This is a genomic window from Nocardioides lianchengensis (genome assembly GCF_900101465.1).
Lineage (GTDB): Bacteria > Actinomycetota > Actinomycetes > Propionibacteriales > Nocardioidaceae > Nocardioides > Nocardioides lianchengensis.
In genome coordinates this window covers 445,573-470,135 of sequence record NZ_FMZM01000002.1, presented here as the reverse complement: position 1 = coordinate 470,135, position 24,563 = coordinate 445,573, and the positions used below count along the sequence as shown (strand labels likewise).

Below are 24,563 nucleotides of genomic sequence, written 5' to 3'. Positions count from 1 at the left end.
GCGGCCCCGTCCTGAGCCTGCGAAGGGCGGGAGCCTGCCGCGAGGTCGAGTAGCCGGGCGAGCGACGAAGGAGGTCGCGACCGGCGTATCGAGACCACATCCAGGGTCCAAAAGAGATACGGATCGCGACCGAGTCGCTAGGAGACGAGCAGCTCCACCAGCACGTCGCCCTCCTGGACGACGTCGCCGGGCGCGACCTTGACGGCGCGCACGGTGCCGGCGACCTCCGCCAGCATCGGGATCTCCATCTTCATGGACTCCAGGAGCGCCACGGTGTCGCCGACGGCGACGGCGTCTCCGGGACCGACAGCCACGCTCAGCACGTTGGCCACCATCTCGGCGACGATCTCGGTGACCTGTTCGCGGGGCATGTCGCGAACCTAGCCGTTACTGAGACGTACGCCGAACTCAGAGCAGCGCGCTCGTCCGCGCCGGCTCCGGGCGGGCCGCCGCCTCCTCCTCGGCCTGCCGCGCCCGGCGACCCCGGGGGCCGGTGAGGAGCAGGTCGAGACGGACGACGACGTACCCGATGACCAGACCGATGACCAGGCCGTAGGTCACCGACAGCCCGACCTCGGAGAGCGAGATGGTGGGGTTCATCAGGGAGTTCGCGACCGGGGTGGTCGCGGCCGCGCCGAACGCGCAGACCCACCAGCCCTGGCGGCGGCGGGCGCGCATGTGGGTGCCCCAGACCAGGGCGGGTACGCCGAGGACGGTCTCGATGGGGCGCGGGAAGGCGCCGAGGTGCTCGCGGCTCCAGCGCACGCCGTCGAGGAGGTTGTCGACCAGGCCGGGGGTGCCGTAGCGGCGCAGCAGCTCGGCGTACGCGAGGGTGACGGCGAGGACGACGGCGCCGATGAGCACGGTGGCGACGCCGCGGCGGCCCAGGCCGTGGAAGCCGGCGCCGAGGCGGTAGACCACGCCGAACGCGCCGGCAAGCGCCAGCACCAGGGTGACGTACTCGAACCGCAGCAGGTCGATGGTCGGCGCGAAGCCCGCCGTCGCGAGCGCGCCGACGGCCGCGATCAGGATCGCGACGACGCACTCGCGGGCCGCCCCCACGAAGCGCCGGGCGGGGACCGTCGCGACCACGCCCAGGACGGCGCTGATGACGCAGGTCATCACGGCCGCGCCGGTGCGCAGCGCGTCCTCGTCGGCGACCAGCACGCCGATGCCGCAGGCGACGGCGAGGACGCCGAAGAGGATCGGCCGGCCTCCGGTGCGGGCGGCCAGGGCCCAGGCGAACGCACCGGCCACGGCGACCGAGCCGGCCCCGGCCAGCTCCTCAGGACCGACCGGGACCATCGCGGCCACCAGGCAGCCGACGCCCGCGAGGACGACGACCGCCCACACGCTCACCGGCAGCCGGGACTCCCCGACGGTGGCGGCGCGCTGACGCAGCGGCTTGCGCTCGCGGCCCTCACGCCGCTGTTGGCGCTCCCGTGCCGGGCGCTCGGCGCGACGGCGGGGGGCGGCGGACGACACGACGAGGAAGGTTACAGACGACGGTTCGCGAGCGAGGGATTGGTACGACGCGCCTCGGCGAGCCGCTCCGGGTCCAGCTCGGCGGTCAGCACGGCCGGCCCGTCCGCGGCCTCGGCGAGCACGTCGCCCAGCGGGTCGACGACGAGCGAGTGTCCGCTGTAGCGCGGACCGGGCTGGCCGGCGGCGGCGACGTACACGGTGTTCTCGATCGCCCGGGCCCGGACCAGGGTCCGCCAGTGGTCGACCTTGCGCGGCCCGGCGACCCACGCCGCCGGCACCACCAGCACCTCGGCGCCGGCGTCGACCAGCGCGCGCGCGAACTCGGGGAAGCGCAGGTCGTAGCAGGTCATCAGGCCGACCCGCAGCCCGCCGACCTCGACGACGGCGGGCGCGATCTCACCGGCGGAGAGCCGGTCGGACTCGCGGTAGCCGAAGGAGTCGTAGAGATGCACCTTGCGGTAGTCGGCGCTCGCCGCGCCCCGGACCACCAGCGTGTTGAACGGACGGTCCGGGTCGGGACCGACCTCGAACATGCCGGCCACGACCGTCGTGCCACGCTCCGCGGCGACCTCGGCGACGGCGGTCGCGAAGGGGCCGTCCGCGGCCTCGGCGTACGGGCTGACGTCGGAGCCGGCCTCCCCGAAGTCGCGGGCGAAGGCCTCGGGGAAGACCACCAGGTCCGCCCCCGCGGGGGTCAGCTCGCGCAGGCGGGCGCGGTTGGCGTCCGGCTCGAGGCCGGCGGGCTCCTGGACCAGGGCGATGCGCACCTCCCCAGCGTGGCACGCTGGTGGGTCATGGAGGACCTGGGTCCGTTCGATTTCTGCGCCGTGGTGCTCGCGGGCGGTACGGCGGCGCGCCTCGGGGGCGCCGACAAGGCGTCGATCGAGCTGCACGGCCGCACCCTGCTGACCCACGCGCTGGACGCGCTCGTGGACGCCGCCGAGGTGGTCGTGGTGGGCGACCCGGTGCCGACCGAGCGGCCGGTGACCTTCTGCCGCGAGAGCCCCCGGTACGGCGGCCCGGTGGCCGGTCTGCTCACCGGGGTGGACGCGCTGCTGCGCACGCCGCGGACGGTCGGGGTGCTGGCGGTCGACATGCCGCACGTGAGCGCGCTGACGTTCCGGCGGCTGCACGAGGCCGCCTCCTCACGTGACGGGGCCGTCCTGGTCGGGCCGGACGGCCGTCGCCAGCTGGCGCTGGTGCTGGACGCCACGCGGCTGGCCGCCGTACGGCCCGGGCTCGAGGCGCAGCACGGCATGGCCGTGCACCGGCTGCTCGGTCCGCTGGACCTGGCCGAGGTCGCCGCCACCGGCGACGAGCACCGCGACGTGGACACCTGGACCGACCTGCGGGACCTCTGAGAGTCTGGAACGCGTGAACCTCCACGACTGGATCGACGAGCTGAGCGACGTCCTCGACCTGGACCCGGAGATCGAGATCGACGAGGCCCTGGTGCTCGACCTGGCGCGCGTGGTCGCGCACACGGTCGAGCGGCCCGCGGCGCCGGTGACGGCGTACCTGCTGGGGCTGGCGGCGGGCGCCCAGGGCACCGACCCGAGCACCGTCGAGAAGCTGGCCGCCCGCGCGCAGCAGCTCGCCGAGGGTTGGGAGCGACCGGCGGGTGCGCCGGACCCCGACGACGTCGACGACGATGTCCCCGACGACAGCGGGGTCGACCACACGGGCGAGCGCTTCGACTGAGAGCCGTCCGTAGGCTGGCGACATGCGTGCTGTCGTAGCGAGCGGGACCGGTGGTCCCGAGGTCCTGTCGGTCGCCGAGGTCCCGGACGTCGAAGCCGGACCGGGCGAGGTGCTGGTGGCGGTCGCGGCCGCGGGCCTGAACCGCGCCGACCTGCTGCAGCGGCAGGGGTTCTACCCGCCGCCGCCGGGCGCCTCCGACGTGATCGGCATGGAGTGCAGCGGCACGGTCGCCGCCCTCGGTGAGGGCGTCACCGGCCTCGCGGTCGGCGACGAGGTCACCGCGCTGCTCGCCGGGGGCGGGTACGCCGGCCTCGTCGCCGTCCCGGCCGGCCAGGTGATGCCGGTGCCCGCCGGGGTCGACCTCGTCACCGCGGCGGCACTGCCCGAGGTCGCGGCCACCGTGTGGTCCAACGTGTTCATGGTGGCCGGGCTCCGGCCCCAGGAGCGGCTGCTGGTCCACGGCGGCGCGGGCGGGATCGGCACCTTCGCGATCCAGATCGCCCACCGGCTGGGCGCGACCGTGCTGACCACCGGCGGCACCGCCGAGAAGCTCGCCTTCTGCACGTCGCTCGGCGCCGACGTCGCCATCAACTACCGCGACGAGGACTTCGTGGCGGTGGTGCAGGAGCACGGTGGCGCCGACGTCATCCTCGACAACATGGGCGCCAAGTACCTCGGCCGCAACGTCGACGCGCTCGCCACCGAGGGCCGGCTCGTCATCATCGGCATGCAGGGTGGCACTCGTGGCGAGCTGGACATCAGCGCCCTGCTCCGCAAGCGCGGCGCGGTCATCGCCACCACCCTGCGCGCCCGGCCGACCGAGGAGAAGTCGGCCATCTGCGCCGCCGTCGTCGAGCACGTCTGGCCGCTGGTCGCCGAGGGCCTCGTGAAGCCGGTCGTGCACGGCACGATGCCGATCGAGCAGGTCGCCGAGGCGCACGCGCTGATGGAGTCCGGCGAGCACACCGGCAAGATCCTGCTCACCCTCTGACGGCTCCGGGCCGCTGGGTAGGGTCGACGCCATGAGCGAGCAGCAGGGGTCCGGCCAGGACGAGCAGCAGGTCATCGTGATCGGGCCGGACGGTCAGCCGTTGGGCGCCGTACCCGCCTCGGCGCTGGCGCAGGCCGCGTCCGACGACGAGGGGTCGGGCGGCGAGCGCGCGATCACCGACCTGGTCGAGCAGCCCGCGAAGGTGATGCGGATCGGCAGCATGATCCGCCAGCTGCTCGAGGAGGTGAAGGCGGCCCCGCTCGACGAGGCCAGCCGCAACCGTCTCAAGGAGATCCACCAGGCCTCCATCCACGAGCTGGAGGAGGGCCTCGCGCCCGAGCTGGTCGAGGAGCTCAACCGGCTCGCGCTGCCGTTCAGCGAGGAGACCACCCCGTCGGACGGCGAGCTGCGGATCGCCCAGGCCCAGCTGGTCGGCTGGCTCGAGGGGCTCTTCCACGGCATCCAGACCGCGATCTACGCGCAGCAGATGGCCGCGCGGGCGCAGTTCGAGCAGATCCGCAAGGGGCTGCCCTCGGGCATGCTGCCGCCGCAGGCCGCTCCGGGCGTCCAGCCCGGGCAGGACCCCGGTGCGCAGCCGGGCGACTCGGGGGGCATGTACCTGTAGGTGGGCCGTCGGCGGGCGGCCGCAAAGGTTCATCGGCTGGCCGATGAACCTCGAGGCTGGACGATGAACCTTTGTCGTCCCGGCGTGAGGTTCATCGGCTAGCCGATGAACCTTTGCGGGGGCGGGCCGATCAGCGCCGAGCCAGGCGCCGTACGACGACCAGCCCGAGCAGCCCGACGAGCACCATCGCGCCTCCGGGGGCGGCCGCACGGGTGAAGGTGGGCGGGTCCTCGACGCCGGGGACCGGCTCGATGCTGGCGGTCTCGGCGGGGACCTCGACGGGGGGCGGCTCGCCCGCGCCGTACAGCGCCTCCAGCTCGACGAGCAGCTTGGGCCGGACGGGCTGGGTGCCGCCGCAGCCGTCGGCGACCAGCGCGTCCTCGGCGGCCTCGACGAAGAACGCGTACCGGCGTCCGGCCTCCAGCCGGCCCAGGTCGCACTCGGAGGTCCCGCGGACGGTCTCGACCTCGACGGTCGACTCGCGGACGTCGCCCTTGTAGATCAGCTCGACGGTGACCTCGGCGGTGAAGACCGCGGTGGCCGTGCCGTCGTCGAGACGGACGACGGTGGAGCCGACGACCGTGCCGGTGAAGACGCTGTTGGCGTTGCGGGCCAGCCGCTCGGTGTCGGAGCGGATCACCGCGGCGGTGCAGGTGCACGCGGCCGAGGCGGAGGACGGCGCCACCCACACCAGCGCGCTCGAGAGCAGGGCCAGCACCAGGAGGCGCAGCAGCGTCACGGGCGGGGTCGGCACGCGCTCATGGAACCAGGTCACAGCCCGAACACACCAGCCAGCACCCGCGCGACGCCGTCCTCGTCGTGCCCGGGGGCGACGTGGTCGGCGATCTCGGTGACGGTGCGGTGCGCGTCCGCCATGGCGTACGACGTCCCGGCCCAGGTGAGCATCGGGAGGTCGTTCGGCATGTCCCCGAACGCCACGACCTCGTCCGCGGAGATCCCGAGCCGCTCGCACAGCAGCGACAGGGTGGAGGCCTTGGTGACGTCGGGTGCGCTGATCTCCAGCAGCGCGGTCGTCGAGGACCAGGTGATGACCAGCCGCCCCTCGGTCGCGACCTCGGCCAGGTCCCAGAACTCCTCCGCGTCGAGTTCCTCGTGGCGGGCCAGCAGCTTCAGCGCGGGCCGGTCGAGGAGCTCCTCGACCGGGGCGCGCCGGCTCCCCTCGGGCATCGGGAAGCGCTCCAGGTAGCCCGGCTCCAGGCCGATCCCGTCCAGGCCCTCCACGGCGTACGACGTCCCCGGGACCGCCGCGCGGATGGCCCGGCAGACCTCGATCCCGAGCGCCGGCTCGATCGGCCGCTCCAGGTCGACCCGCTCGCGGGCGACGTCCCAGACCAGCGCGCCGTTGGAGACGATCGCCAGCCCGTGGCTGCCGACGTGCTCGAAGACCTCCGCGGCCCAGCGCAGCGGCCGGCCGGTCACGAACACCACCGGGACGTCGCGGCGGTCGAGCTCGAGGAGCACCTCGCGGGTGTAGTCGGAGACGCTGCCGTCGGAGCGCACGAGGGTGCCGTCGAGGTCGGTGGCGACCAACCGTGGAGTGGTCACGGGAGCGGCCGCGCCATCACGAGCTCGCCGTCCTCGTTGGCCCCGCGCAGCTGGGTGAACCGGCACTTCGCGAGCACCCGGATGCTGGCCTTGTTGTCCGGCTCGACGCTGGCCCGGACCCGGATCCCGGCCGCGTCGGTGAGCTCGAGCAGGCCGGTCAGCGCCTCGGTGGCGAAGCCCCAGCCGCGGGCCTCGGCGACCAGGCCGTAGCCGACCTCGACCTCGTCGATCCCGTCCTCCAGGCCGGCGGCCGGCTCCGGCGGGCCGAAGAAGCCGATCGAGCCGAGCACGGTCGTGCCGCGCACGATGCTCCGCGGCGCCCACGGGTCGCCCGCGCGCCACAGGGTGGCCGCGTCGCGGTCGTCCCGGCGCGGGAAGTCGGCGTGCCACCCGGGGCGTCGTACGCCGTCGCGCATCGCGGCCACGTCGTCCGCGGTCCAGAGCGGCAGCCGGAGGCGCTCGGTCGCGACTACCGCGGGGAGAACCACTGGTCGATCTCGATCGCGGCGCCGTCCTCGTAGACGCTCTCCGTGACCGCGTCGGCGACGTCGAGGACCGGCTGGATGGCCTGGCCCATCGCCACGCCGCGACCGGCCCACTGGAGCATCTCGATGTCGTTGCGGCCGTCGCCGATGGCGAGTACGTCGGCCGCGGTGAGGCCGAGCTCGTCGCAGACGTGCGCGAGACCCGAGGCCTTGTCGACGCCGACGGCCGCCAGGTCGAGCCACGCGGTCCAGCCGACGACGTAGTTGGTGCCGTGCAGGCCGAGCTCGCCGGCCAGGGCCACGAACTCGTCGGCGGTCGCCTCGGGGTCGCGGATGATCACCCGACTGACCGGGCCGGCGACCAGGTCGTCGACCGCGGTCACGATCATCTCGCCGGAGAGCTCGCCCTCCGGGAAGTGGTCGGTGACGCGGTAGCCGACCCCGCGCTCCTCGACCGCGACCAGCGCGTTCGGGTGCCGCTCGAGGACCGCCTTGACGGCCGGACCGGCGTCGAAGGTCTCCTCCCGGACCACCTCGAGCGGCGGGTAGCGGGTGATCACCGCGCCGTTCGAGGCGACGATCCAGAGCCGGTCGCCGTCCTGGCCGCGCAGGTCGAGCAGGTCGGCGATCGGGGTCATGCCGTGCGGGGAGCGGCCGCTGGCCAGCACCACGTGGGCGCCGGCGTCGAGGGCGCGGTGCACGGCGTCGTACACGGCCGGGGAGATCTCTTCGCGGGTGGCGCCCTCGCCCTCGATCCACTTCAGCAGGGTGCCGTCGATGTCGAGGGCGACGACCTTCGGGGTCCAGTCTGGGTTTCGAGACGGTCGCTGCGCGACCTCCTCAACCACCGAGTCCTCCGACGGGCTTCAGCACCTCGAGGCCGCCGAGATGGGGCTGCAGGGCCTTCGGGACCCGGACCGAGCCGTCGGCCTGCTGGTGGGTCTCGAGGATCGCGACGATGGTGCGGGTCATCGCGCAGAGCGTGCCGTTGAGCGTGGCGACCGGGCCGACCTGGCCGTCGTACCGGGCCCGGGTGTCCAGGCGCCGGGTCTGGAACTCGGTGCAGTTGGAGGTCGAGGTGAGCTCGCGGTACTTGCCCTGTGTGGGGATCCAGGCCTCGCAGTCGAACTTGCGGATGGCCGAGAGGCCCAGGTCGCCGGCGGCCACGTCGATGACGCGGTAGGCGAGCTCGAGGCTGTCGAGGAACTCCTTCTCCCAGGCCAGCAGCCGCTGGTGCTCGGCGTACGAGTCCTCGGTGGTCGTGTAGACGAACATCTCGACCTTGTCGAACCAGTGGACCCGGATGATCCCCTTGGTGTCCTTGCCGTGCGAGCCGGCCTCCTTGCGGAAGCACGGGCTGAACGAGGCGTAGCGCAGCGGCAGCGCGGCGCCGTCGAGGATCTCGTCGGAGTGGTACGCCGCCATCGGCACCTCGGAGGTGCCGACGAGGTAGAGGTCGTCGCCCTCGATCTTGTAGACGTCGTCGGCCGCCTGGCCGAGGAAGCCGGTGCCGTCCATGGCCCGCGGGCGCACCAGCGCGGGGGCGATGACCTGGGTGAAGCCGGCGTTGCGGGCCTGCTCCATCGCCAGGTTGATCAGCGCGAACTCGAGCTGGGCGCCGACGCCGGTGAGGAAGTAGAAGCGGCTGCCCGAGACCTTGGCGCCGCGGTCGAGGTCGATGGCCCCGAGGAGCTTGCCGAGCTCGATGTGGTCGCGCGGCTCGAAGCCCTCGGCGGCGAAGTCGCGCGGGGTCCCGACGGTCTCCAGGACCACGAAGTCGTCCTCGCCACCCTCCGGGGTCTCCTCGGAGGCCAGGTTCGGCAGCGACAGGAGCGCGGCGTTCCACGCCTCGTCGGCGGCGGTCTGGGCCGCCTCGGCGGCCTTGACCTCGGCGGCGAGGGTCTTGGTCTGGGCGAGCAGGGCCTGCTTCTCGTCGCCCTGCGCCTGCGGGATCAGCTTGCCGAGCTGCTTCTGCTCGGCCCGCTTGCCCTCGAAGTCGAGGATGGCCCGCCGGCGCTCGGCGTCGGCGGCGAGGGCCTGGTCGACCACCTCGTCGGACAGCCCGCGCTTGGCCTGGGCGGCGCGCACACGGTCGGGGTCTTCGCGGAGGATGCGGGGGTCGATCATGACGCCAGGCTATCGGGGCGTACGGCGGCGGCTCACGCGAGTAATGCCCCCTTGGTCATACTTGGCCGGTGCTGGATCGTCCCCGTGTCGTGCTGCTGAGCTGGGCAGCCCTGTGCTACCTGCTGTTCGCGGCCCTCGCGGTGGCCGTCGACCAGCGGTGGGCGCCGGTCGTCGACGTCGACGACCGCGGCGGGCCGGCCACCTCCTGGGCCACCGACCTGGGCTGGCTGCGCCACCTGCTGCGCGGCGTCGAGGAGGCGTTCGGCGACGTGGGCATCGTGGTCGCCGGCGTCGCGCTGGCGGTCGGGCTGTTCGTCAAGGGCCACCGCCGGGCCGCCGGGTACGCCGTCGGCGTGCTGGTCGTCGCCCGGGCGCTGACCCACCTGACCAAGCTGCTGCTGGACCGCGACCGGCCCGAGTGGCAGGTGCTGGTCAACGAGCACGGGACGCCGTCGTACCCCTCGGGGCACGCGACGATGACCGCCGCGCTGGCCGGCGTGGTGTGCGTGCTGGTGCTGATGCTGGTGCGCCGCTCCGGCGTACGACGCATCGTGTACGTCGCCGCCGGACTGGTGACCGTGCTGGTCTGCCTCGACCGGGTGCTGCTCGGCCGGCACTACCCCTCCGACGTCGTCGGCGGTGTGCTGCTCGGCATCGGCACCGTGCTCCTGGGGCTCGCGATCTACAGCCCGCTGCCGCGGAGCATCGCGGTGAAGTCCGGCATCGAGCCGCTGCCCGAGGTGTTCAGCTCGGCGCGCCAGCTGGCGGTGGTGCTGAACCCGATCAAGGTCGAGGACGTCGGCGCCTTCCAGGCCATCGTCACCGCGATGGCCACCGAGGCCGGCTGGAACGAGCCGACCTGGCACCTGACGACCATCGAGGACCCCGGCACGGGCATGGCCGAGGCGGCGTCGGTCGCCGGCGCCGACCTGGTGCTGGTGTGCGGCGGCGACGGCACGGTCCGCGAGGTCTGCGCCGAGCTGGCCGGCACCGGGATCCCGGTCGGGATCATCCCCGCCGGCACCGGCAACCTGCTGGCCCGCAACCTCGGCATCCCGCTCTACCTGCGCTCGGCCATCGACATCGGCCTCAACGGCCAGGACCGGGCGATCGACCTGGTGAACGTCAGCGGCGACGGCTTCGACGACACCCACTTCATGGTGATGGCCGGCATGGGCTTCGACGCCGCGATCATGGAGGGCGTCAACGAGGACCTGAAGAAGAAGGTCGGCTGGATCGCCTACGTCCTCTCCGGGATGAAGGCGCTGATGTTCCCCGCCGTGAAGGTCGAGATCTCGGTCGACGGCGCGCCGTTCACCAAGCACCGCGCCCGCACCGTCGTGGTCGGCAACGTCGGGTCGCTGCAGGCCGGCATGCCGCTGCTGCCCGACGCCGCCATCGACGACGGGCAGCTCGACGTCGTCCTGCTGCACCCGCAGCGGTTCCTGTCCTGGGTGCCGCTCGCCTTCCGGGTGCTCGCCAAGCGGTCGCGCACCGACGACACCATCAACCGGATGACCGGCGCGACGATCCACGTCCGCGCCGGCTCCGACACCCCCCGCCAGCTCGACGGCGACTCCATCGGCCTGGGCCGCGAGCTCCGCATGGAGTGCGTCCACGGCCGCCTGCTCGTCCGCGTCCCGCGCTAGCGAGGACGCGCCAGCGGACTCGCTGATGGTGGTCGAGCGAGCCGCGCGGCTGAGCTCGCGAAGCCGCGACCGGCGTGTCGAGACCCATTCCGCTCCCGCGGGAGACCCAGCCGGGTCGCCGAGTCGGCGCGAGCTCGCGCCGACTCGGCACCACCCTCACGCCGACTCGGCGTCAGGCGGGCTGCTCGCGGAGCGGGAACAGGCGCTGGAGCAGGTCGGCGATGGTGACCAGGCCGCGGACCCGGTCCGGGCCGCCGTCGGGTCGGGCGGGGTCGGTGACCACGGCCAGCTGGTTGCTGGACTCCCGCATCCGCGCGAGGGCGGCGTACACCTTGGTGTCGGCGGGCAGCGACAGGACCGGCCGGGTGAGCGGGGCGATCGGGCCCTCGGCGTCCTCCTCGAGGGTGTCGCGGACGTGCACCAGGCCCACGGTCCGGTCGGCGTCGCCGACCAGGATCCGCAGGTGGCCGGTACGACGGCTCGCCGCCTGGACGTCCGCGACCCGTGCACCCTCGGGCACCGCGGTGGGCGTGGCCGCCCGGACCAGGTCGCCCAGGGTGAGGGTCTCCAGCTCCAGGGCGCCCGTCAGCTGGGCGGAGTACGACGCGTCCAGCGCGCCGACGTTCGCCGAGTGCTCGACGAGCTGCCGCAGCCCGGCCGGGTCCTGGCCGCCGGCCATCTCGTCGACGGCCTCGACCCCGACCTTGCGCAGGCACCAGTTCGCGGCGTTGTTGAGGCCGCGGAGCAGCGGACGGGTGAGGAGCATGAAGCCGCGCATCGGGATCGCCAGCAGCGTGGCCGAGCGCTCCGGGTGGGCGATGGCCCACGACTTGGGTGCCATCTCGCCGACGACCAGGTGCAGGAAGGTCACCACGATCAGCGCCAGCACGAAGCCCGCGACGTCGGCGGCCCAGAGCACGACGCCCCAGTCCTCGAACAGCGGGGTCAGCCAGTGGTGGACGGCCGGCTTGGTGATCGCGCCGAGCGCCAGCACGCTGATGGTGATGCCGAGCTGGGAGCCGGCGAGCAGCACGGTCAGCTCCGAGGAGCTGCGGAGCGCGGCGCGAGCCGACCGGCTGTTCGGGGCGGCGTCCTCGAGACGGTGCTTCTTGGCCGCCATGAGCGCGAACTCGACGGCCACGAAGAACGCGCTCGCGGCGATGATGACGACGGTGGCGACGGCCACCACGACGGGGTTCTCCATCAGGACTCCTCGACCTCGTTGGTGACCGCGTGGACGGTGACGCGCACGGTCGCGGGGACGTGCTGCTCCACCTCGACCACCTCCAGCCGCGCGAGGCGCGGGGCGGGCTCGCCGTCCTGGACCAGGTCGGCCGGGTCGTCCGGCAGCCGGATCTCCACGACGGTGCCGACCTCGGGCAGCCGGCCGTGCTCGGCGATGACCAGGCCGCCGAGGGTCTGGTAGTCGCCGTCGGGCAGGTCCTGGCCCAGCGCGCGCTCGACCTCGTCGAGCGGCAGGTCGGCCGGCACCAGCCAGGAGCCGTCGGCCTCGTCGACCGCGACCGGCTCGTCGTCGGTGTCGTGCTCGTCGGTCAGCTCGCCGACCAGCTCCTCGGCCAGGTCCTCCAGGGTGAGCACGCCGACGAAGCCGCCGTACTCGTCGACGACGGCGGCCAGCTCGTTGCGGGTGCTGGCCAGCTCCTCCAGGGCGTCCGGCAGCGCCATCCGGGTGGGGACGACGAGCGGCGGGCGGGTCAGGTCGGCGAGCGTCGCGCCGGGCGCGGCGTCCAGGACGTCGCCGAGGTGGACGACGCCCGCGATGCCCTGCTCCGTGTCGACGACGGGGTAGCGGGAGTGACCGGTGGCCATCAGCCGTCGTACGTCGAGGACGTCGGTGCCGACCGCGACCACGTCGACGCGGCTGCGCGGCACCATCGCGTGCTCGACGTCGCGGGTCGGGAAGTCCAGGACCCGGTCGAGCAGGACCGAGAGCTCCTCCGGGAGGTCGCCGGTCTCACGCGACTCGGCCACGATGTGCTCGAGGTCGCGGGCGGTCGCGGAGTGCTCGACGTCGTGGACCGGCTCGATGCGCAGCGCGCGGAGCAGCAGGTTGGAGGACTGGTCGAAGACCCAGATCAGCGGCCCGGTGGCCTTCAGGTAGGCCAGCGTCGAGATCGCCAGCCGGTCAGCGACCGGCTCGGGCCGGGCGATGGCCAGGTTCTTGGGGAACAGCTCGCCGAACAGCATCTGCACGAGGGTCGAGAAGACCAGCGCCAGCACGGTGCCGATCGCGATGCCGACGCCGGTCGGCACCCCGACCCCGCCCAGCAGCTCGCCGAGCGAGTCACCGATCAGCGGCTCGGCGACGTACCCGACCAGCAGGCCGGTGACGGTGATGCCGAGCTGGGCGCCGGACAGCATGAACGACGTACGGCGGGTGACCTTCAGCGCTCGTTCGGCGGTGGCGTCACCCGCGGCGGCGCGGGCCTTGAGGCGGGAGCGGTCGACCGCCATGTAGGCGAACTCCTGGGCCACGAAGTAGCCGGTCGCCGCGGTGATCGCGAGCACCACCAGCAGGCCCAGGAGCAGCGAGAGGATGGTCGTCATCGGCCACCCGCCTCAGGAACGAGTCGGGTGGCCTGGGATCGTCGAGGTTTCTTCTTGCGCATGGTCCTGGGAGAACGAGCGTGGTCGGCCCTGAGTTCCCGGTGTGGTGGGCGGCACGCGACACGACCTCAGGTCCGCTACTGAACGGGCCGACCGGCGAGGCTCCGCACCTGGCCCTCGTGGATGTCGCGCACCCACTCCCACCCGGGCTCCACCGCGGGACCGATGCGCGGGTCGTCCACGTGACGCCCCTCGCGCAGGGCGTGCAGGTAGGCCCGGTCCAGCTCGATCCGGGCGCCCACCTGGTCGCCCCGCCCGACCGACCCGTGACCCGGTACGACGACCTCGACGCCCGCCGCGGCGGTCTCCAGCACGTCGAGCCCGACGAGGTACTCCTCGACGGGGTCGTTCGTGGCGCCGACGTCGTCGAGCATCGGGACGAACACGTCGGAGAGCATGTCGCCCGCGACCAGCACCCCCTGCTCCTCGACCACCAGGGCTGCGTGCCCGGGCGAGTGCGCCGGGTGCTCCACTACGCGCACCGGCGGGCCGTCCCAGGGGACCTCCGTGCCGCCGGCCGACAGACCCGTGACGAGACCGAAGAGGTCGAGCGGCGTCTCCCCGGCGATCTCCGGCGGGAGGCCCGCCGTCACCCGGGCCCGCCAGTCCGGGTGCGACCGGACCTCGCGCAGAACGGCCGCGCAGCGCGCCGTCCCGTGGCGGGGCACGTCGCCCAGGGCCTCGTGCCAGAGCACGTGGTCCCAGTCCGGGTGCGTGGCGAAGCCGGCCACCACCAGCAGACCCCGCGCGCGCAGGTCGGCGGCGAGGCAGCCCATCTCGGCCCCGGTGATGCCCGGGTCGACGAGCAGCACCCCGTCCCGGCCCTCGACGACCACGGTGTTGTTGCGCAGCAGCGGGCTCTGGTGGACCAGCACGCCGGTCGCGATCTCGGTCAGCACGGGTCAACCGTCGTTCGTGGTCCGGGAGTCGTGTTCACGGATGCTGAGACCCGCAGAGTCGGCGTGGTTCATCGGTCGCCGGTCGCCGACATGCCGACCGATGGTCGGACCCGCCGGCGTACGCCGTCGACCACGCCGGCCGCCAGGCACAGCAGCGCCGCGATGCCGAGCAACGTGGCGTTGACGACGAGCGCCGTGTGCACGGCCTCCGTGGGCGTCGCGCCCGCAGCCAGCCGGTCGGAGAACACCACGCCGAGGATCGCCGGCCCCAGGGCGCCGCCGTACTGACGCAGGGCCGTGTTGGTGGCCGCCGCCATGCCGGCCTGCTGCCAGGAGACCGCGTTGATGGCGGCCGTGGAGACGGTGGTCATCGTGATCGCCAGCCCGACGCCGAAGATCGCGAGCCGCCAGGCGAGATCGGCGTAGCCGGTCCCGGCCTCGATGCCCGTCAGCGCGACGACGCCGACGGCGCTCACGGCCAGGCCTCCGGCGAGCAGCAGCAACGGCTGCAGCCGGTGGAGGAAGGGTCCGAGGAACGGGGGCACCAGGGCTCCCACGCCGGTCACGAACACCATCCGGCCGCCGATCTCGAGCGCGGACAGGTGCTGGACGTAGCCCAGGAACAGACTGAGCAGGAAGAACGCCCCCACGACGGAGAACAGCGCCACGAGCGCGGAGACGCCGGCCGCGGTGAAGTCGGCGGAGCGGAACAGCCGCAGGTCCATGAGTGGCGTCTCGGTGGTCAGCTCGACGGCCACGAACCCGATCAGGGCGATGACCGCGACGGCGTACCCGAGCCAGGTGCTGGTGGCGGACCACCCGTGCTGGCCACCGCTGATGGTGGCGTAGATCGAGGAGGCGATGGTCACCGTCGCGCAGGCCTGACCGCCCCAGTCGGGGCGGCGCCCCTCCGGGGCCTTCGACTCCGGAAGCAGGGCGAGGGCGACGCCACCGGCGGCCAGGGCGAGCGCGGCGGTCGGGGCGAAGATCCAGCCCAAGTCGTCGGTCGCCTCGAGGAGGCTGCCGGAGATGATCGGGCCGAGGGCGAGCCCGAGCATCAGGCCGGTGGCCCACATGCCGATGAACCGCCCGCGTCGACGCGGGTCGGGCACGGCGTGGCCGATCAGCGCCAGGGTGGTGGGCAGCAGCAGCCCGGCGCCGAGGCCACTGACCGCCTGGCCCAGCCACAGCGTGTGGACGGCGGTGGAGCCGGACGCGAGCCCGGCGCTGCCGGCCACGATCGCGCCGAGGACGGTGAGGAGCATGCCCACGATGAAGGCCCGCCGGCGACCGTAGAGGTCGCCGAGCACCCCGGCGGACAGCACAGTGGCGGCCATCGGGATCACGTACGCGTCACTGACCCACTGCAGGTCGGCGGTGGAGGCGCCGGTGGCGGTTCCGATCGTGGTGAGGGCCACGCTGGTGGCCGAGATGGGGACGTAGGTGACGAACACGCCGAGCACGGCGAGCCCGATCGTCAGGGTGGCCTCGCGGGTGGGGGCGTCGGCGGCGCGCGCGACGGCAGCGGTGGGCATGGTGGCTTCCTCGGATCGTGGGGCCCGCCGGGATGCGGGCGCCTCGGAAGTCTCCGGGCCACCAGGGATCCCTCCACCGGACATCACGCGGTGGGCGCATCGATCTGCCATCATCGGCTCCGTGCCCGAGGAAAGTGTCGCTCTCGACCAGATCGATCGACAGATCCTCCACAGTCTGCACCTGGCACCCCGCGCTCCGTTCGCGGTGCTCGCCGGGGTGCTCGGCATCTCCGAGCAGACCGTGGCGAGGCGCTACCGGCGGATGCGCCGGGACGGGATCGTCCGGGTGCTCGGCGTCCGCCGGCCCGAGGGGCGGGGCGAGACCGCCTGGGTGGTGCGGATCCGGTGCCGCCCCGGCGGCGCGCCCGCCCTGGCTCGGGCCCTCGCCCAGCGCGAGGACGTCTCCTGGGTCTCGATCGCCGCCGGCGCCGTCGAGGTCGTCTGCTCGGTGCGCAGCCCCTCCGCCCGGATCCGCGAGGACCTCCTGGTCGAGCGGCTGCCGCGCAGCAGCCCGGTCCTGGGCGTCGAGGTGGCCATGGTGATGCACGGCTACGTCGTCGAGCTCTCCGAGCCGACCGGGCTGCGCGCACTCGACGACGCCCAGCGGGCCGCACTCACCGAGTGGTCCGTCTCCGACCCCGCCCCCGACGCGTCCACCTGGCCACTCCTCCCGCCCGACGCCCACGATCGCGCCCTGCTGGCGCGCCTGAGCGAGGACGGCCGGGCGACGTACGCCGACCTCGCCGCCGTGTCCGGCACCACCGCCGGGGCCGCGCGTCGCCGGCTCCGGTCCCTGCTCGCCGCCGGGCTGGTCTACTTCGACGTCGACGTCTCGCCGGACGTGATCGACCGCGCGGTCGCCGCTCACCTGTGGGCCACCGTCCGGCCCGGCGACCTCGACGCGGCCGGGCGGAAGGTCGCGGACCTGCCCGGGGTCGAGTACGCCGCCGCCATCACCGGCCAGCACAACCTCCTGGTGTCGGTCACCTCCCGCGACCACCGTGAGCTCTACGAGCTCGTCACCCAGGGGGTCGGGTCGCTGCCGGGCATCGTGTCGCTCGAGATCTCGCCGTGGGGCACCGTGGTGAAGCGGACGGGCACCCTGGTGGCCGACGGTCGCCTCGCTCCGTGACCGCGCACCGCGGGTAGGGCATCCGGCAGCCGGGTCCGGGGCGACGGCCGACCCACCGTCCGGATCCCGTCAAGGCCGACCGGAAGGCCGTCAAGGAACCGTCAAGGACCCGTGAGGACGCCGTACGACGGACCTATCAATGAGGACGTGACCGATCTTCTCTACCTCGCCCTGACGCTGCTCGCCTTCGTGGCGATGGCGCTCCTGACCCGGGCGCTCGACCGGTGAGCGACCTCGCCCCGGCCCTCGGCCAGCTCGCGGTGCTCGTCGTCGCGCTGGCCGTCTCCGTCCCCTTCCTGGGCCGCTACCTCGCCCACGTCTACACCTCGCCGAAGCACCTGCGGGTCGAGCGGGCGGCGTACCGCGTCCTGCGCGTCGACCCCGACGCCGACCAGCACTGGCGCAGCTACGCGATGTCGGTGCTCGGCTTCTCGATGGTCGGCGTCCTGGTGCTCTACGCGTTCGGCCGGCTCCAGCAGCACCTGCCGCTGAGCCTGGGCTTCGGGCCGCTGACGCCGGACGGCTCCTGGAACACCGCGGTCAGCTTCGTGACGAACACGAACTGGCAGTGGTACTCCGGCGAGGCCGCCCTGGGCCACCTGATGCAGATGTCCGGCCTGACCGTGCAGAACTTCGTGTCGGCCGCGGTCGGCATGGCCGTCGCCGCCGCGTTCGCCCGCGGGCTCGCCCGCAGCGGGGGGCACGCCCGGGTCGGCAGCTTCTTCACCGACCTGGTGCGCGGCGTCGTCCGCGTGCTGCTGCCGATCTCCGTGCTCGGCGCCGCCGTGCTGATCCTGCTCGGCGTCGTGCAGAACCTCGCCTCGAACGCCGACCTCACCACCCTCGACGGCGCGACCCAGGTCCTCACCGGCGGCCCGGTCGCGAGCCAGGAGGCGATCAAGCAGCTCGGCACCAACGGCGGCGGGTTCTACAACGTGAACGCCGCCCACCCGTTCGAGAACCCCACCGCGCTCAGCAACCTGGTCTCGATCTACCTGATGCTGCTGATCCCGTTCGCCACCGCGTGGTCCTTCGGCCTCATCGTCAAGGACCGGCGCCAGGGCCTCGCCGTCCTGTCGGTCATGGCGACCCTGCTGACGATCGGCGTCGGCCTGCTGACCTGGGCCGAGATGGCCGCGCCCGGGACGGCGCCGCAGCTCGCCGGGGCCGCGATGGAGGGCAAGGAGGCCCGCTTCGGCGAGGCCGGCTCGGCGCTGTTCGCCGCCGTCACCACGGGTACGTCGACCGGCGCCGTGAACTCCATGCACGACTCGCTGACCGCCCCCGGCGGCGGCGTCGCCCTGTTCGGGATGATGCTCGGCGAGATCTCGCCCGGCGGCGTCGGCAGCGGCCTCTACGGCATGCTGATGCTGGCGATCCTCACCGTCTTCCTGTGCGGCCTGATGGTCGGTCGTACGCCGGAGTACCTCGGCAAGAAGATCAGCCAGCGCGAGATCGTCCTGGTCGCGGCGTACGTCCTGACCACCCCGATCCTGCTGCTCGCCGGCATCGCGGTCGCCGTCACCGCGAGCGACGGCGTGGCCGGGCTCCAGGAGAGCGGCCCGCACGGCTTCACCGAGGCGCTGTACGCCGTCGCCTCGGCCGCCAACAACAACGGCAGCTCGTTCGGCGGCCTGACCTCCGGCACGCCGTTCTGGAACACCCTGCTCGGCCTGCTGATGCTCTTCGGACGGTTCCTGCCGATGCTCATCGTCCTCGCCCTGGCCGGCCGATTCTCCGCGCAGCAGCGGCTGCCGCAGAGCGCCGGCACCCTGCCCACCCACCGACCGCTGTTCGTGGTCCTCCTGACGGGCGTCGCCCTGGTCGTGGTCGGCCTGAACTACGTCCCCGTCCTCACCCTCGGTCCGATCGTGGAGTCCCTGTCGTGAACGCCCTCACCCTTCGCCAGGCCCTCCCTGGCGCCCTCCGCAAGCTCGACCCGCGCGAGCTGGTCCGCACCCCCGTGATGCTCGTCGTCTGGCTCGGCGCGCTGCTCACCACGATCCTGTCGGTGACCGACCCGAGCGTGCTCGGCTGGTCGGTCACGGTCTGGCTCTGGCTGACCGTCATCTTCGGCAACCTGGCCGAGTCGGTCGCCGAGGGCCGCGGCAAGGCCCAGGCCGCCAGCCTGCGCGCGCTGCAGCAGGAGACCACTGCCTTCCGGCAGCGGACCGACGGCTCCGTGGAGGAGGTCCCCTCGACCTCGCTGCGCAAGGACGACCTGGTGGTCGTCGTGGCCGGCCAGCGGATCCCCGGCGACGGCGACGTCGTCGAGGGCGTCGCCTCGGTCGACGAGTCGGCCGTGACCGGCGAGTCGGCCCCCGTGATCCGCGAGTCGGGCGGCGATCGCTCCGCGGTCACCGGAGGTACGACGGTCCTGTCGGACCGGATCGTCGTCCGCATCACCTCCGAGCCCGGGCAGTCGTTCGTGGACCGGATGATCGCCCTGGTCGAGGGCTCCGAGCGCCAGCGCACCCCCAACGAGGTCGCGCTGAACGTGCTGCTGTCCGCCCTGACGGTCTGCTTCCTGGCCGTGGTCGGCTCGCTCTGGTTCGTCGCCGACTTCAGCGGCGCGCAGCAGTCGGTCCTGGTGCTGACCGCGCTGCTGGTCTGCCTGATCCCGACCACCATCGGCGCCCTGCTCTCGGCCATCGGCATCGCCGGCATGGACCGCCTGGTGCGCCGCAACGTGCTCGCCATGTCGGGCCGCGCGGTCGAGGCGGCCGGCGACGTCGACGTGCTCCTGCTCGACAAGACCGGCACCATCACCTACGGCAACCGGCGGGCCAGCGAGCTGCTGCCGCTCGACGGCGTCACCCAGCGCGAGCTGGCCGACGCGGCGCTGCTGGCCTCGCTGGCCGACGAGACGCCCGAGGGGCGCTCGATCGTCGACCTGGTCGGCGAGCGGCCGGACGTGCCCGCGGGGGCGGTGTTCGTGGAGTTCAGCGCGAGCACCCGGATGAGCGGCCTCGACGTCGACGGCCGGTCGATCCGCAAGGGCGCGGCGTCCGCGGTGACCGCGTGGGTGGGCCGCACCGACCCCGGGCTCGACGTCCTGGTCCAGCAGGTCAGCGAGACCGGCGGCACCCCGCTCGTGGTGGCCGAGCAGGACCGGCTGCTCGGCGTCGTCCACCTCAAGGACGTCGTCAAGGAGGGGATGCGCGAGCGCTTCGACGAGCTGCGCGCGATGGGCATCCGCACGGTGATGATCACCGGCGACAACGCGGTGACCGCGAAGGCGATCGCCGCCGAGGCCGGGGTGGACGACGTGCTCGCCGAGGCCACGCCGGAGGACAAGCTGGCGCTGATCCGCAAGGAGCAGACCGGTGGCCGGATGGTCGCGATGTGCGGCGACGGCACCAACGACGCCCCCGCACTGGCCCAGGCCGACGTCGGTGTCGCGATGAACACGGGCACGACCGCGGCCAAGGAGGCCGGCAACATGGTCGACCTCGACAGCGACCCGACGAAGCTCATCGACGTCGTCGAGATCGGCAAGCAGCTGCTCATCACCCGCGGGGCGCTGACGACGTTCTCGGTGGCCAACGACGTCGCGAAGTACTTCGCCGTCCTGCCCGCGATGTTCGTGGTCGCGTTCCCCGGCATCGACGTCCTCAACGTCATGCGGCTCAGCTCGCCGGAGTCGGCGATCGTCTCGGCGGTCGTGTTCAACGCGCTGATCATCGTCGCGCTGATCCCGCTCGCGCTCCGCGGCGTGCACTACAAGCCGGCCTCGGCGACCGCGCTGCTGCGCCGCAACCTGCTGGTCTACGGCGTCGGCGGCCTGGTCGCACCGTTCGTCGGCATCAAGCTCCTCGACCTCGTCGTCTCCCTCATCCCCGGGCTCTAGGCCGACGCTCGGCTCACCCGGTTTCGAGACGGTCGCTGCGCGACCTCCTCAACCACCGCAAAGGACTGCCATGACCGACCTTCTGCACCTGTTCCGCCAGAGCCTCGCCGGGCTGCGCCTGATGGTCGCCGCCACCCTGCTGCTCGGGCTGGCCTACCCGCTCGTGATGACCGGCTTCGCCGCCGTCGCCTCGCCCTGGCAGGCCCGCGGCTCGCTGGTCACCTCGACCGGCGCGCACACGACCGACCCCTCGGAGGCGGTCGGCTCGGAGCTGCTCGGGCAGGGGAACACCGACGACGCGCTGTTCTTCCCCCGCCCGTCGGCCGCCGGCGACGGCTGGGACACGCTGTCGACGTACGGCTCCAACCTGGGGCCCGAGAGCCCCGACCTCGTCGCCGCCATCGAGGAGCGGCAGGCCGAGGTGGCCGAGCGCGAGGGCGTCGCGGTCTCCGAGGTCCCGGCGGACGCCGTCACCGCCTCGGCGTCCGGCCTCGACCCCGACATCTCGGAGGCGTACGCCGCCCTCCAGGTGCCCCGGGTCGCGGCCGCGAACGACCTGCCGGAGGACGCCGTACGACGCCTGGTCGCCGAGCACACCGCCGGCCGGACCCTCGGCGTGCTCGGCGAGCCGCGCGTCAACGTGCTGCTGCTCAACCTCGCGGTCCGGCGGCTGGCAGGATCGTGACCGTGCACGAGCCTCGCCGGGGACGGCTGACCGTCTACCTCGGTGCCGCGCCCGGCGTCGGCAAGACCTACGCCATGCTCGGCGAGGCCCGGCGGCGCGGGGAGCGCGGCACCGACGTCGTCGTCGGGTACGTCGAGACCCACGGCCGCCCGCACACCACGGCGCAGGTCCAGGGGCTCGAGGTGGTGCCCCGGCGCGAGCTCGTCCACCGCGGCACCACCTTCACCGAGATGGACACCGACGCGGTGATCGCGCGGCGGCCCGAGGTCGTGTGCGTCGACGAGCTCGCGCACTCCAACGTGCCGGGCAGCCGGCACGAGAAGCGCGCCGAGGACATCGAGCAGATCCGCCGGGCCGGCATCGACGTGATCACCACCGTCAACATCCAGCACCTCGAGTCGCTGAACGACGAGGTCGAGCGGATCACCGGCGTCAAGCAGCGCGAGACGGTGCCGGACGAGGTGGTCCGCACGGCCGACCAGATCCAGCTGGTCGACATGTCGCCGGACGCCCTGCGGCGGCGGATGGCGCACGGGAACATCTACCAGGCCGACAACATCGACGCCTCGCTCACGTCGTACTTCCGGGTGGGGAACCTGACCGCCCTGCGCGAGCTGGCCCTGCTGTGGCTGGCCGACCGGGTCGACGACGCGCTCGACGACTACCGCCGCGCGCACCGCATCGACCACCCCTGGCCGACCAAGGAGCGGATCGTCGTCGCGGTCACCGGCGGCGCCGAGTCGGAGACCCTGCTGCGGCGGGGCGCCCGCCTCGCCCAGCGCGCCGCGGGCTCGGAGCTGCTCGCCGTCCACGTGATCTCCACCGACGGGCTGGCCGTCCCCGACGACCGCCGGGTCGCGAAGGTCCAGCAGCTCGTCGACTCCCTGGGCGGCAGCCTGCACTCGGTCGTCGGCGAGGACGTCCCGACGTCGGTGGTCGACTTCGCCACCGGCGCGAACGCCACGATGATCGTCGTCGGCGTCTCCCGGCACGGCCGGCTGCGCCGTCTCTTCGCCGGTACGACGGGCGACCGGGTCGCCCAGCTCGCGGGCTCGGTCGACGTGCACCTGGTCACCCACGACCAGAGCGCCCGCGCGGGCCGGCCACGGTGGTACCTCTCCCCGCTCAGCCGGACCCGTCAGTACGCCGGCCTGCTGCTCGGCCTGCTGCTGCCGGTGCTGCTCACCGTCGTGCTGGACCACTTCCACGAGCCCGACCAGCTGCCGCTCGACGTGCTGCTGTTCCTGGCGCTGACCGTGCTGGTCGCGCTGGTCGGCGGGCTGGTGCCGGCCCTGCTCGCGGCGGTGCTCGGCTTCGTGCTGATGAACTGGTTCTTCACCCCGCCGCTGAACCGGATCACCGTCGCCGAGCCGGAGAACCTGGTCGCGCTGCTGGTCTTCGTGGCGGTCGCGGTGGCCGTCGCGACCGTCGTGGACCGGGCCTCCCGGCGGGCGGCGGACGCCGTACGGGCGCGGGCGGAGGCGGCCACCCTCGGCGCGCTCTCGCGCTCGGTGCTGACCGGCACCGACACGGCGGACGCCGTCGTCACCCGGTTGCGGGAGACGTTCGGCCAGGACGCCGTCTCGCTGCTGGAGCGCACCGCGGCCGGCTGGACCGTGCTCGCCTCGAGCGGCGGCCCGTGCGCGTCGCACCCCGACGACGGGGACACCAAGGTGACCGTCGACGACGACCACCTGCTGGTCCTCTGCGGGTCGCCGCTGCGGGCCTCGGACCGGCGGGTCCTGGAGGCGTTCGGGGTGCAGACCGGGCTGGTCCTGGAGTACCGCCGGCTGCGGCGCCGCGAGGAGGAGGCGGCCGCGCTGGAGGGCGCCGAGGCGACCAGCACCGCCGTCCTGCGCGCGGTCTCCCACGACCTGCGCACCCCGCTCGCGACCATGCGGGCCTCGGTCGACGGCCTGGTCTCGGGCTCCCTCGACGCCGCGGACCGGGCCGAGCTGGTCGCCTCCGTCGACTCCTCCACCGAGCAGCTGGAGCGGCTCATCGACAACCTGCTCGACCTGTCCCGCATCCAGTCCGGGCTGATGCGGCCCGCGCTCACCCCGCGCAGCCTCGACGAGGTGCTGCCGCTGGCCGTCGCCGGGCACGGCCCGGGCCTCGTCTCGCTCGAGGTCGACGAGGACGCCCCGCTCGTCCTCACCGACGCCGGGCTGCTCGAGCGGGTGGTGGCCAACCTGGTCGGCAACGCCGTACGGCTCTCCGGCGGCGAGCCGGTGCGCGTGCTCGCCCACGTGCTGGCGGAGACTGTGGAGGTGCTCGTCGTCGACCGCGGCCCCGGCGTACCGCCTGCCCAGCGGGAGCGGATGTTCGAGCCCTTCCAGCGCCTCGACGACTCCTCGCCGGGCGGTCTCGGGCTCGGCCTGGCCGTGGCCCGCGGGCTGGCGGAGTCGGTCGGCGGGTCTCTGGCGGCCGAGGACACCCCGGGCGGCGGGCTGACCATGGTGCTCACCCTGCCGAGGGCTCTTCCGTGAGTCCCCGGGTGCTGGTCGTCGACGACGAGCCGGCCCTGGCCCGCGCCCTCGCGATCAACCTGCGCGCCCACGGCTGGGAGGTCACCACCGCGGCCGACGGCCGCTCCGCCCTCGACGCCGCCGCCTCCACCCACCCCGACGTGGTGCTCCTCGACCTCGGCCTGCCCGACCTCGACGGCACCGAGGTGATCGCCGGCCTGCGCGGCTGGTCGGCCGTGCCCATCGTCGTGCTCTCGGCCCGCCAGCACGGCGAGGACAAGGTCGAGGCGCTCGACCTCGGCGCGGACGACTACGTCACCAAGCCTTTCGCGATGAACGAGCTGCTCGCCCGCCTGCGCGCCGCCGTACGACGCGGCGCCTCCGCTCCGCCCTCCTCGTCCGACGCGGTGGTCGAGGTCGGGCCGCTGGTGATCGACCTCGCGCGCAAGCGGGTCGCGCGGGACGGGGCCGACGTACGGCTGACGCCCACGGAGTGGGCCTTCCTCGAGCTGCTCGCCCGCAACGTCGGCCGGCTGGTCACCCGCGAGCAGGTGCTGCGCGAGGTGTGGGGGCCGGCGTACGAGCACGAGTCCCACTACCTGCGCGTCTACGCCGCCCAGCTGCGCCGCAAGCTGGAGGCCGACCCCGCCCACCCGCGGTACCTCCTGACCTCCCCGGGCCTCGGGTACACCCTGGAACCCTGAGGGGGTCGGCGGGGTAGTCCGTCACACGATGGT

At 73.4% G+C, this 24,563-nt stretch carries 23 protein-coding genes; 11 read left to right on the top strand and 12 right to left on the bottom strand.

Annotation, left to right across the window (positions count from 1 at the left end):
* Positions 1 to 137: 137 nt before the first annotated feature.
* The 3 genes from BLT76_RS05870 to BLT76_RS05860 are packed head-to-tail and all read right to left on the bottom strand — an operon-like array spanning position 138 to position 2,252.
* Positions 138 to 371 (bottom strand): biotin/lipoyl-binding carrier protein, encoded by a 234-nt coding sequence (locus tag BLT76_RS05870; RefSeq protein ID WP_090852084.1) that lies wholly within the window; start codon positions 369 to 371, stop codon positions 138 to 140.
* Positions 372 to 408: 37 nt separating this feature from the next.
* Positions 409 to 1,485 (bottom strand): hypothetical protein, encoded by a 1,077-nt coding sequence (locus BLT76_RS05865; protein WP_244509272.1) that lies wholly within the window; start codon positions 1,483 to 1,485, stop codon positions 409 to 411.
* 11 nt (positions 1,486 to 1,496) lie between these two features.
* Positions 1,497 to 2,252, bottom strand: coding sequence for a carbon-nitrogen hydrolase family protein (locus BLT76_RS05860; protein ID WP_090852081.1), 756 nt, complete (start codon positions 2,250 to 2,252; stop codon positions 1,497 to 1,499).
* 27 nt (positions 2,253 to 2,279) lie between these two features.
* Here BLT76_RS05860 and mobA point away from each other — a divergent pair, with 27 nt between their 5' ends.
* The 4 genes from mobA to BLT76_RS05840 are packed head-to-tail and all read left to right on the top strand — an operon-like array spanning position 2,280 to position 4,802.
* Entirely contained in the window at positions 2,280 to 2,846 is a 567-nt protein-coding gene (mobA, locus tag BLT76_RS05855) for a molybdenum cofactor guanylyltransferase (protein ID WP_090852078.1), read from the top strand.
* 13 nt (positions 2,847 to 2,859) lie between these two features.
* A complete protein-coding gene (locus BLT76_RS26120; protein ID WP_179714447.1) occupies positions 2,860 to 3,186 on the top strand; it encodes a DUF6457 domain-containing protein in 327 nt (108 codons plus the stop codon).
* Positions 3,187 to 3,208: 22 nt separating this feature from the next.
* A complete protein-coding gene (locus BLT76_RS05845) occupies positions 3,209 to 4,177 on the top strand; it encodes an NAD(P)H-quinone oxidoreductase (protein ID WP_090852075.1) in 969 nt (322 codons plus the stop codon).
* A gap of 31 nt (positions 4,178 to 4,208) precedes the next feature.
* The gene (locus BLT76_RS05840) at positions 4,209 to 4,802 is read left to right on the top strand and encodes a bacterial proteasome activator family protein (protein WP_090852071.1); all 594 of its coding nucleotides are present in this window, start codon (positions 4,209 to 4,211) and stop codon (positions 4,800 to 4,802) included.
* Between the two features lie 130 nt (positions 4,803 to 4,932).
* Here BLT76_RS05840 and BLT76_RS05835 read toward each other — a convergent pair whose 3' ends face one another.
* Genes BLT76_RS05835 through serS form a run of 5 tightly spaced genes read right to left on the bottom strand, consistent with a single transcriptional unit; the run spans position 4,933 to position 8,980 of the window.
* Complete coding sequence (locus BLT76_RS05835) at positions 4,933 to 5,556, bottom strand: hypothetical protein (protein ID WP_090852068.1); 624 nt, start codon at positions 5,554 to 5,556, stop codon at positions 4,933 to 4,935.
* A 17-nt stretch (positions 5,557 to 5,573) separates the two neighbouring features.
* Positions 5,574 to 6,368 (bottom strand): HAD family hydrolase, encoded by a 795-nt coding sequence (locus BLT76_RS05830; RefSeq protein WP_090852065.1) that lies wholly within the window; start codon positions 6,366 to 6,368, stop codon positions 5,574 to 5,576.
* Positions 6,365 to 6,856 (bottom strand): GNAT family N-acetyltransferase, encoded by a 492-nt coding sequence (locus BLT76_RS05825; RefSeq protein WP_090852062.1) that lies wholly within the window; start codon positions 6,854 to 6,856, stop codon positions 6,365 to 6,367. Before BLT76_RS05825 ends, BLT76_RS05830 begins: the two co-directional genes overlap by 4 nt.
* Positions 6,838 to 7,701, bottom strand: coding sequence for an HAD family hydrolase (locus BLT76_RS05820; protein ID WP_090852059.1), 864 nt, complete (start codon positions 7,699 to 7,701; stop codon positions 6,838 to 6,840). Before BLT76_RS05820 ends, BLT76_RS05825 begins: the two co-directional genes overlap by 19 nt.
* The gene (gene serS / locus BLT76_RS05815; RefSeq protein ID WP_090852056.1) at positions 7,694 to 8,980 is read right to left on the bottom strand and encodes a serine--tRNA ligase; all 1,287 of its coding nucleotides are present in this window, start codon (positions 8,978 to 8,980) and stop codon (positions 7,694 to 7,696) included. Before serS ends, BLT76_RS05820 begins: the two co-directional genes overlap by 8 nt.
* 68 nt (positions 8,981 to 9,048) lie before the next feature.
* On the opposite strand from serS, the gene BLT76_RS05810 reads away from it, so the two are divergent.
* Positions 9,049 to 10,629: a bifunctional phosphatase PAP2/diacylglycerol kinase family protein gene (locus BLT76_RS05810; RefSeq protein ID WP_170866950.1), complete on the top strand. Its 1,581-nt coding sequence runs from the start codon at positions 9,049 to 9,051 to the stop codon at positions 10,627 to 10,629.
* Positions 10,630 to 10,801: 172 nt separating this feature from the next.
* Here BLT76_RS05810 and BLT76_RS05805 read toward each other — a convergent pair whose 3' ends face one another.
* The 4 genes from BLT76_RS05805 to BLT76_RS05790 all read right to left on the bottom strand — a co-directional run bounded on the left by BLT76_RS05805 (position 10,802) and on the right by BLT76_RS05790 (position 15,691).
* On the bottom strand, positions 10,802 to 11,833 hold the full coding sequence (locus BLT76_RS05805; protein WP_090852053.1) for a hemolysin family protein: 1,032 nt from the start codon (positions 11,831 to 11,833) through the stop codon (positions 10,802 to 10,804).
* Positions 11,833 to 13,197 (bottom strand): hemolysin family protein, encoded by a 1,365-nt coding sequence (locus tag BLT76_RS05800; protein ID WP_090852050.1) that lies wholly within the window; start codon positions 13,195 to 13,197, stop codon positions 11,833 to 11,835. The genes BLT76_RS05805 and BLT76_RS05800 overlap by 1 nt, the downstream gene beginning before the upstream one ends.
* 137 nt (positions 13,198 to 13,334) lie before the next feature.
* Positions 13,335 to 14,156, bottom strand: a complete 822-nt coding sequence (locus tag BLT76_RS05795; protein WP_090852046.1) for an MBL fold metallo-hydrolase — start codon at positions 14,154 to 14,156, stop codon at positions 13,335 to 13,337.
* Positions 14,157 to 14,224: 68 nt separating this feature from the next.
* The gene (locus tag BLT76_RS05790) at positions 14,225 to 15,691 is read right to left on the bottom strand and encodes an MFS transporter (protein WP_211752734.1); all 1,467 of its coding nucleotides are present in this window, start codon (positions 15,689 to 15,691) and stop codon (positions 14,225 to 14,227) included.
* Positions 15,692 to 15,812: 121 nt separating this feature from the next.
* Here BLT76_RS05790 and BLT76_RS05785 point away from each other — a divergent pair, with 121 nt between their 5' ends.
* The 6 genes from BLT76_RS05785 (at position 15,813) to BLT76_RS05760 (ending at position 24,530) form a co-directional block, all read left to right on the top strand.
* Entirely contained in the window at positions 15,813 to 16,823 is a 1,011-nt protein-coding gene (locus tag BLT76_RS05785) for an Lrp/AsnC family transcriptional regulator (RefSeq protein WP_170866949.1), read from the top strand.
* Between the two features lie 224 nt (positions 16,824 to 17,047).
* Complete coding sequence (gene kdpA / locus BLT76_RS05780; RefSeq protein WP_090852040.1) at positions 17,048 to 18,712, top strand: potassium-transporting ATPase subunit KdpA; 1,665 nt, start codon at positions 17,048 to 17,050, stop codon at positions 18,710 to 18,712.
* Complete coding sequence (kdpB, locus tag BLT76_RS05775) at positions 18,709 to 20,673, top strand: potassium-transporting ATPase subunit KdpB (RefSeq protein WP_090852037.1); 1,965 nt, start codon at positions 18,709 to 18,711, stop codon at positions 20,671 to 20,673. Before kdpA ends, kdpB begins: the two co-directional genes overlap by 4 nt.
* Before the next feature lie 70 nt (positions 20,674 to 20,743).
* Positions 20,744 to 21,358: a potassium-transporting ATPase subunit KdpC gene (gene kdpC / locus BLT76_RS05770; protein WP_090852034.1), complete on the top strand. Its 615-nt coding sequence runs from the start codon at positions 20,744 to 20,746 to the stop codon at positions 21,356 to 21,358.
* A 2-nt stretch (positions 21,359 to 21,360) separates the two neighbouring features.
* Positions 21,361 to 23,847: a sensor histidine kinase gene (locus BLT76_RS05765; RefSeq protein WP_090852031.1), complete on the top strand. Its 2,487-nt coding sequence runs from the start codon at positions 21,361 to 21,363 to the stop codon at positions 23,845 to 23,847.
* Complete coding sequence (locus BLT76_RS05760) at positions 23,844 to 24,530, top strand: response regulator (protein WP_090852028.1); 687 nt, start codon at positions 23,844 to 23,846, stop codon at positions 24,528 to 24,530. The genes BLT76_RS05765 and BLT76_RS05760 overlap by 4 nt, the downstream gene beginning before the upstream one ends.
* Positions 24,531 to 24,563 lie beyond the last annotated feature (33 nt).